At 63.7% G+C, this 7,071-nt stretch carries 6 protein-coding genes; 3 read left to right on the top strand and 3 right to left on the bottom strand.

The window, feature by feature from the left end:
• Positions 1-103: 103 nt before the first annotated feature.
• Positions 104-814, bottom strand: a complete 711-nt coding sequence (locus tag QOC89_RS15050; protein ID WP_323045732.1) for a response regulator transcription factor — start codon at positions 812-814, stop codon at positions 104-106.
• Positions 815-1,032: 218 nt separating this feature from the next.
• On the opposite strand from QOC89_RS15050, the gene QOC89_RS15045 reads away from it, so the two are divergent.
• The 3 genes from QOC89_RS15045 to QOC89_RS15035 are packed head-to-tail and all read left to right on the top strand — an operon-like array spanning position 1,033 to position 3,788.
• Entirely contained in the window at positions 1,033-1,296 is a 264-nt protein-coding gene (locus QOC89_RS15045) for a hypothetical protein (RefSeq protein ID WP_323045731.1), read from the top strand.
• Positions 1,297-1,315: 19 nt separating this feature from the next.
• Positions 1,316-3,130, top strand: a complete 1,815-nt coding sequence (locus QOC89_RS15040; RefSeq protein WP_323045730.1) for an aminopeptidase P family protein — start codon at positions 1,316-1,318, stop codon at positions 3,128-3,130.
• A gap of 34 nt (positions 3,131-3,164) precedes the next feature.
• Positions 3,165-3,788, top strand: a complete 624-nt coding sequence (locus QOC89_RS15035; protein WP_323045729.1) for an HAD family phosphatase — start codon at positions 3,165-3,167, stop codon at positions 3,786-3,788.
• A 35-nt stretch (positions 3,789-3,823) separates the two neighbouring features.
• Here the strand turns inward: QOC89_RS15035 and QOC89_RS15030 are convergent, their stop codons facing one another.
• The gene (locus tag QOC89_RS15030) at positions 3,824-4,945 is read right to left on the bottom strand and encodes a DUF748 domain-containing protein (protein ID WP_323045728.1); all 1,122 of its coding nucleotides are present in this window, start codon (positions 4,943-4,945) and stop codon (positions 3,824-3,826) included.
• 272 nt (positions 4,946-5,217) lie between these two features.
• Positions 5,218-6,882, bottom strand: coding sequence for an energy-dependent translational throttle protein EttA (ettA, locus tag QOC89_RS15025; RefSeq protein WP_116143919.1), 1,665 nt, complete (start codon positions 6,880-6,882; stop codon positions 5,218-5,220).
• Positions 6,883-7,071 lie beyond the last annotated feature (189 nt).

Raw genomic sequence — 7,071 nt, 5'->3', positions numbered from 1 at the left:
GCAGTGTGGTGATTGATTCCGATCGTGAGAAGCTGCATATGGGGGGAAACTATGGTTTAGCCTAATATTATAGCTTTTTCACGATTCTTACCTGGTAGACGGCTCATCCCGCGTCCACAACGGCTTCGGGGGGGATCGCGTCGAGTTGATACCCATAGCCGTAAAGCGGAGTCAGGCAATAACCGAATTCCGGGCGCAACTGCAATTTGGTTCGAACACGCGACGCATGAGTGTCGACGGTACGCGACCTTACGTCGCGCCGGCGTGTCCAGACGGTTTCGAGAATATGTGCGCGCGATACCGGCCGCGACAGATTGGTGAAGAGCAGCAGCGCAAAGCGGTACTCCTTCGGCGTCAGCGAGACAGTGTGATTGCGGAATGTGACCGCGAATTGCGCCGCGTCGAACGCATAGCCGCCGATCAGATCGCGCCGCCGGTTGGGCGGCCGCCGCAAGCCTGCGCGCCGCAGCAGTGCGTCCACTCGGGCCAGCATCTCCGGGCCGCGGACCGGTTTGGTCAGGCAGTCGTCGGCGCCGGCGTGCAGCGCGGCAACGATCTGGCTCTCGCGCGGCTCGGACAGCAGCACGATCACCGGCAAGCCTGGCAGGATGGACCGGGCGCGCGGGATCACGTCTTCGGCGGAATGGTCGCCGGCCCAGTTTTCCGTGATGAGCAGATCGAAGAATTCGTCGGCTGCGCGCTGGAGGAACGGCGTGCTTGCGGTGAAGTGCTGGCACACATGGCCGCCGGCAAAAATCAGTTGGCCGACCAAGGTGGCGTGTCGAAGGTCCGGCTCGATGAGGGCGATTCGCATGGGGCGCTTTCAGCCTGGCTTGACCAGGGACCAGGCTTCTGCGCAAGGCCCGCAGCTTGCCTAACATCACCCCGACCCCTAAACTCAACCGCTATGCGGAAAGCGCCGTGCTGAACGTTTATAGTTAGTGAGACAAAAATGCTAGCTGTCCTGGCCCTTTGCGCCCATGAGACGAATCTGAAACTGCGCCAAAGTCGCCGCCGCGAGCGTTGCTGCTAATGGGGTGGCCCGGAATTCTGGTACTGGGCGCGGTGATCGGCGTCGCGGGCTGGTGGCTGCATCCGTCGCGCCGCTCGAGCCGCTCGAATCGCGCCCAATGGTGGATCGCGCTGCTGGCCGGGGTGCTCGGCGCGAGTGTCGCGCGCATGGCTGGCAACGTGGTTGGTCTCTTTCATGATGGCGATACGCTCGAATGGCCGGTATGTACCGCCATCGCGCTGATTGCCGTTGCCGTGACGGTCGGCTTGCTTTCCCGTCGATGAATATTTGCAGGTGACTCCGATGAATGCCCGACTCCCCGAAACCTCCTCCATCCCCGAACGGCTCGCGACATTGCGCAATGCGATGGCGCGCGAAGGCGTAGCCGCCTATCTGGTGCCATCCGCGGATCCGCATCTTTCCGAATATCTGCCCGCACGTTGGCAAGGCCGGCAGTGGTTGTCGGGTTTCACCGGCTCGGCCGGCACGCTGGTCGTGACCGCCGATTTCGCAGGCGTATGGACCGACAGCCGCTATTGGGAACAAGCCAACGCGCAACTGGCCGGCACCGGCGTCCAGTTGATGAAAATGACGGGCGGGCAGCAGAGCGCGCCGCATTTCGAATGGCTCGCGCAGAACGTCACGAGCGGCGGGACGGTGGGTGTGGACGGTGCCGTGCTCGGGGTGTCGGCGGCGCGTGTGTTGAGCCAGGCGCTCACCGCAAGTGACGTGAAGCTGCGCACCGACGTCGATCTGTTCGACGCGATCTGGCCGCAGCGCCCGTCGCTGCCCGCTGCCGCCGTCTTTGAGCATGCCGCGCCGCACGCGAGCGTCCCCCGGTCCGAAAAGCTCGCGCAGATTCGCCGCGCAATGGCGGAGAAGGGCGCGCAGTGGCACTTCATTTCCACGCTCGACGACCTCGCATGGCTTTTGAATCTGCGCGGCGCCGACGTCAGCTACAACCCGGTGTTCGTTGCGCACGCGCTGATCGGTCTGGACAGTGCGTCGCTCTTCGTCGGCGACGGCAAGGTGCCGCAAGCGTTGGCCGATGCGCTCGCGCGTGACGGCATCCGCGTCGAACAGTATGCGAAGGCGGCCGTCGCGCTGGCCACGCTGCCCGACGGCAGCACGCTGCTGATCGACCCGCGCCGCATTACGTATGGCTCGCTGCAATCGGTGCCGTCCACGGTAAAGGTCGTCGAGGCGGTCAACCCGTCCACGTTCTTCAAATCGCGTAAGACCGAGGCGGAAGCGGAGCACGTGCGCGCGACGATGGAGCAGGACGGCGCGGCACTCGCCGAATTCTTCGCGTGGTTCGAAGGCGCGTTGGGCCGCGAAACGATCACCGAACTGACGATCGACGAGCGCCTGACAGCAGCTCGCGCGCGCCGTCCCGGCTTCGTGTCGCTGAGCTTTGCGACGATCGCCGGCTTCAACGCGAACGGCGCGATGCCGCACTACCGCGCAACCGATGAAGCGCATTCGGTGATCGAGGGCAATGGCCTGCTGCTGATCGATTCGGGCGCACAGTATCTGAGCGGCACGACCGACATCACCCGCGTCGTGCCGATCGGCACCATCAGCGAGGCGCAGCGGCGCGATTTCACGATCGTGCTGAAAGGCACCATGGCGCTGTCGCGTGCAAAATTCCCGCGCGGCATCCGTTCGCCGATGCTGGACGCGATTGCACGCGCGCCGATCTGGGAAGCGGGCGCCGATTATGGTCACGGTACCGGTCACGGCGTGGGCTATTTCCTGAACGTGCACGAAGGCCCGCAGGTGATTTCGCACTACGCGCCGGCCGACCCCTGGACGGCGATGGAAGAGGGCATGATCACCTCGGTCGAGCCGGGCCTTTACCGGCCGGGCAAGTGGGGCGTGCGGATCGAAAACCTCGTGCTGAATGTGCCCGCGGAAAAGACCGAGTTCGGCGATTTCCTCAAGTTCGAGACGCTGACCCTGTGCCCGATCGACACGCGCTGCCTCGACCTGTCGCTGTTGCGTGACGACGAGCGCGCATGGCTCAACGCCTATCACGAGACGGTGCGCACGCGCCTGTCGCCGCATGTCTCGGGCGAGGCCAAGGCATGGCTCGAGTTGCGTACACAACCTATCTGATCTCGTCGCACGAGAGTTGACTGACGGAGCGTGCATGGCCATCAAGGCAGTGGTGTTCGATTTCGGCGGCGTGCTGATCGACTGGAGCCCCGAGTATCTGTACCGTCAGTTGATTCCTGACGAAACCGAGCGCCGGTGGTTTCTGACTCACGTCTGTTCGATGGACTGGGTGATCCGTCAGGACGGCGGCCAGCCCATCGTCGAGGCAACAGACGAACTGATCGCGAAGTTTCCCGAACACGCACCGCTGATCCGCGCGTTTTACGAACGCTGGCACGAGATGGTGGCCGGCGTGCTGGAAGAGGGCGTCGCGATCATGGAAAAACTCGAGGCGGCCCAGGTGCCGCTTTTCGGGCTGACGAACTGGTCGGCGGAGACGTTTCCCTATGCGTGGGAACACTACCCCGTGCTGCGGCGATTCCGCGACATCGTCGTGTCGGGCAGGGTGAGGCTGGTGAAACCGGATCCGGCGATTTTCGCGGCAATGCGCCAGCGGATCGAGGCGCAGCTGCCGGGCATCGAGCCGGACCAACTCGTCTTCATCGACGACAATCTGAAAAACGCGGAGGCCGCAACCGCACTTGGCTGGCACGGGGTACACCACACGAGCGCGGCGCGAACCGAAGCGAGACTACGCGAACTGGGCCTGCCGGTATAAATGCGCGATGCCGGTTAATCCCGGTTAATGCCGGCCTACTGCCCGAGCAGATTCTTCAACGCGTTACCCAGACCTTTCACGGTTTCCCCAGCGCCCTTCGCCACGCCTTCGACGCTCACGCCGGTCGCTTTCGCAAAACCGGCGCCGAGGCGCGTCATCAGACTTTCCTGCACCGAAAACTTCGGGTCGCGCAAATTCCCATCCAGCGTGAAATGCAGCGTGATATCGCCGTTGTGCGACTTGAGCGCGGCGACGGCGGCCTTGGTCGGGATCGACATGAAGGTGTCGAGCGGATTGCCGCTGTCGGCGAGTTTCAGGTTGTGGATCGTCACCGTGCCGGGCGCGTGCAACTGATAGTTAAGCACGGTCGAGTCGACTGTCAGGTCGACCGTGCCGCCTGTCACTTGCGCCTTCGCGCCGGCTTTTTTCAGCAGGTAAGGATCGAGCATCACCACATCGATGCCGCGCAGTTGGCTGGTGGTCTGCGAATCCTTGTTGGCGATCTTGATCCACCCGCCGAACGAAACCGTGCCCGTATGCGCGGGGCCCTTGATCGAGCCGGTAAGGTTGAGTGTGGTCGGTTCGCTGAGCGCAGGAAGTTGCAGGTGATCGACCGTCGCGTTCGCGTTGCTGACTGTCACCTTGAACGCCGGCGGTCCGACCGTCATATCGTAGAAATGGAAGTTGCCTTGCTCGAAGCTGATGTGGTCGATCAGCTTTTCGCGGGGAGCGGAGGGTGCGACGCCGCTGGCTTCTTCATCGGACTTGCTGACGGATTCCCGCAGATTCGGCATCAGGCGGATCGCGCCGTCCTTGCTGCGCAACACCGCGATGTCGAAGCCGCGCACCACCACGCTGCGAATATGCATGCGGCGCGCGAGCAGATCGCGAAGGTCGGGCGTGATGGTGATTTCGTCGGCCCGCAATGGGTCGCCAGCGGGCCAGTCGGGCGGCGCCTTGAGCAGAACGTTGGTGAGATGGACTGACGTGAGGCCGACCCGGATGCTTTCGGCACTACCTAATGGGCCGAGCGCAGCGATCACGCGTTGCTTGACTTCGCGCTGCGCGAACTGGAGCGCACCGACCGCGACGACAATCAGCACCAGCAACACGCCGCCTACGGCAGTGGCCCAGCGCTTGCCCTTCGACATCGCCATGCTTGCCTCCTCGTCGCCGCGCCGTGCGCGGTGTGGGTGTGATCGGCCTCTGCGCGCGCCGTGGGACGCGCATTGATTTTTTTGCCTCCGCGGAGTTGCCGCATCCCGGCGGGACAACGTGTTTGCGCAAGGCACGCAAAACGTGTGCCCCGGCGCTCATCCGCAAATGCCTCGCTCTGCGCTGTGTTCGTAGCGGCGGCGTTGCGCGACCTACCTCGCTTCTCCGGGTCCCGCGGCGGCCTGACTGCACCGGCCGCCGCCGGGCTCGCGCTTTATCGCGCGATCGGCTTGTAACGCAGGCGCTTCGGACGTGCAGCTTCTTCACCGAGACGCGCGCGCTTGTCCGCTTCGTATTCCTGGTAATTACCGTCGAAGAAGGTGATTTGCGAATCGCCTTCGAACGCGAGGATGTGTGTCGCGATGCGGTCGAGGAACCAGCGATCGTGCGAGATGACCAGCACCGAGCCCGCGAATTCAAGCAAGGCGTCTTCAAGCGCACGCAGCGTTTCGACGTCGAGGTCGTTCGACGGTTCGTCCAGCAGCAGCACGTTGCCGCCCGCAATCAGCGTCTTCGCCAGATGCAAGCGGCCGCGCTCACCACCCGACAGGTTGCCGACAATTTTCTGCTGATCGCCACCCTTGAAGTTGAAGCGGCCGATGTACGCACGCGACGGCGTTTCGTACTTGCCGACCGTCAGCACGTCCGCACCGCCTGAGATTTCCTCGAACACGGTCTTCGAGGCGTCGAGCGCGTCGCGGCTCTGGTCCACGTAAGCGAGCTTGACGGTCGGGCCTTGCACGATCTCGCCCGAATCCGGCTGTTCGCGGCCGGTCAGCATGCGGAACAGCGTCGACTTACCGGCGCCGTTCGGCCCGATGATGCCGACGATCGCACCCGCCGGAATCTTGAAGCTGACGTCGTCGAGCAGCAAACGGTCGCCATATGACTTGCTGACGTTCTTGAACTCGATCACTTCATTACCCAGGCGGTCGCCGACCGGGATAAAGATTTCCGAGGTCTCGTTGCGCTTCTGGTAGTCCTGGCTGTTCAGTTCCTCGAAGCGGGCAATCCGCGCCTTCGACTTCGCCTGACGGCCCTTCGGGTTCTGGCGCACCCACTCCAGTTCCTTCTTGATCGCTTTCTGACGCGCCGATTCCGACGACTCTTCCTGCTTCAGGCGCTCTTCCTTCTGGTCGAGCCAGCTGCTGTAGTTGCCCTTCCACGGAATGCCGTGGCCGCGGTCGAGTTCGAGAATCCACTCGGCGGCGTTATCGAGGAAGTAGCGATCGTGGGTCACCGCGACGACGGTACCCGGGAAGCGCGTGAGGAACTGTTCGAGCCAGTCGACGGATTCCGCGTCCAGGTGGTTGGTCGGCTCGTCGAGCAGCAGCATGTCCGGCTTTTCGAGCAGCAGCTTGCAGAGGGCCACGCGACGCTTTTCGCCACCGGACAGGTGTTCGATCTTCGCGTCCCACGCCGGCAGGCGCAGCGCGTCGGCGGCGATTTCGATCTGCTGTTCGGCGCTGCCGTCGGTGGTGGCGAGAATGGCTTCGTACTTCGCCTGCTCGGCGGCGAGCGCGTCGAAATCGGCGTCCGGCTCAGCGTAGGCGGCGTAGATTTCGTCGAGCTTCTTTTGCGCGCCGAAGACGTCGCCGAGACCTTCCTCGACCGCTTCGCGCACCGTCTTGTTCGGATCGAGCTGCGGTTCCTGCGGCAGATAGCCGATGTTCAGGTTCGGCATTGGCGTGGCTTCGCCTTCGATGTCCTTGTCCACACCGGCCATGATGCGGATCAGCGTCGACTTGCCCGAGCCGTTCAGGCCGAGCAGGCCGATCTTCGCGCCGGGGAAGAACGACAGCGAGATGTCTTTCAGGATTTGACGCTTGGGCGGCACGATCTTGCCGACCCGGTTCATGGTGAAGACGTATTGGGCCATTTGCTTGCAATAGACGTTGACGACGCCGGCCGCGTGGGGGCGGGCGGTCGTGGGTGGATGGGTAATCGGTGTTATGGCCGGGCAGTGCGCCCGACGCCGGCCGGCGCGACGTGGAGCGCGGCGTCGACTTTCGCGACGCCCCGCGCGCGGGCGGGTGGTTCAGGTGGCATTGTACTTCGGGGCGGGGGG

The organism is Paraburkholderia sp. (assembly GCF_034668105.1).
Classification (GTDB): domain Bacteria; phylum Pseudomonadota; class Gammaproteobacteria; order Burkholderiales; family Burkholderiaceae; genus Paraburkholderia.
Note: the sequence above shows the minus strand (reverse complement) of the source record. Positions and strands in the feature narration are given on the sequence as shown.

Bases quoted from the DNA above. Each gene is read 5' to 3' on its own strand.
- QOC89_RS15050 (WP_323045732.1), bottom strand. From the start codon at position 814: ATGCGAATCGCCCTCATCGAGCCGGACCTTCGACACGCCACCTTGGTC.
- QOC89_RS15045 (WP_323045731.1), top strand. From the start codon at position 1,033: ATGGGGTGGCCCGGAATTCTGGTACTGGGCGCGGTGATCGGCGTCGCG.
- QOC89_RS15040 (WP_323045730.1), top strand. From the start codon at position 1,316: ATGAATGCCCGACTCCCCGAAACCTCCTCCATCCCCGAACGGCTCGCG.
- QOC89_RS15035 (WP_323045729.1), top strand. From the start codon at position 3,165: ATGGCCATCAAGGCAGTGGTGTTCGATTTCGGCGGCGTGCTGATCGAC.
- QOC89_RS15030 (WP_323045728.1), bottom strand. From the start codon at position 4,945: ATGGCGATGTCGAAGGGCAAGCGCTGGGCCACTGCCGTAGGCGGCGTG.
- ettA (WP_116143919.1), bottom strand. From the start codon at position 6,882: ATGGCCCAATACGTCTTCACCATGAACCGGGTCGGCAAGATCGTGCCG.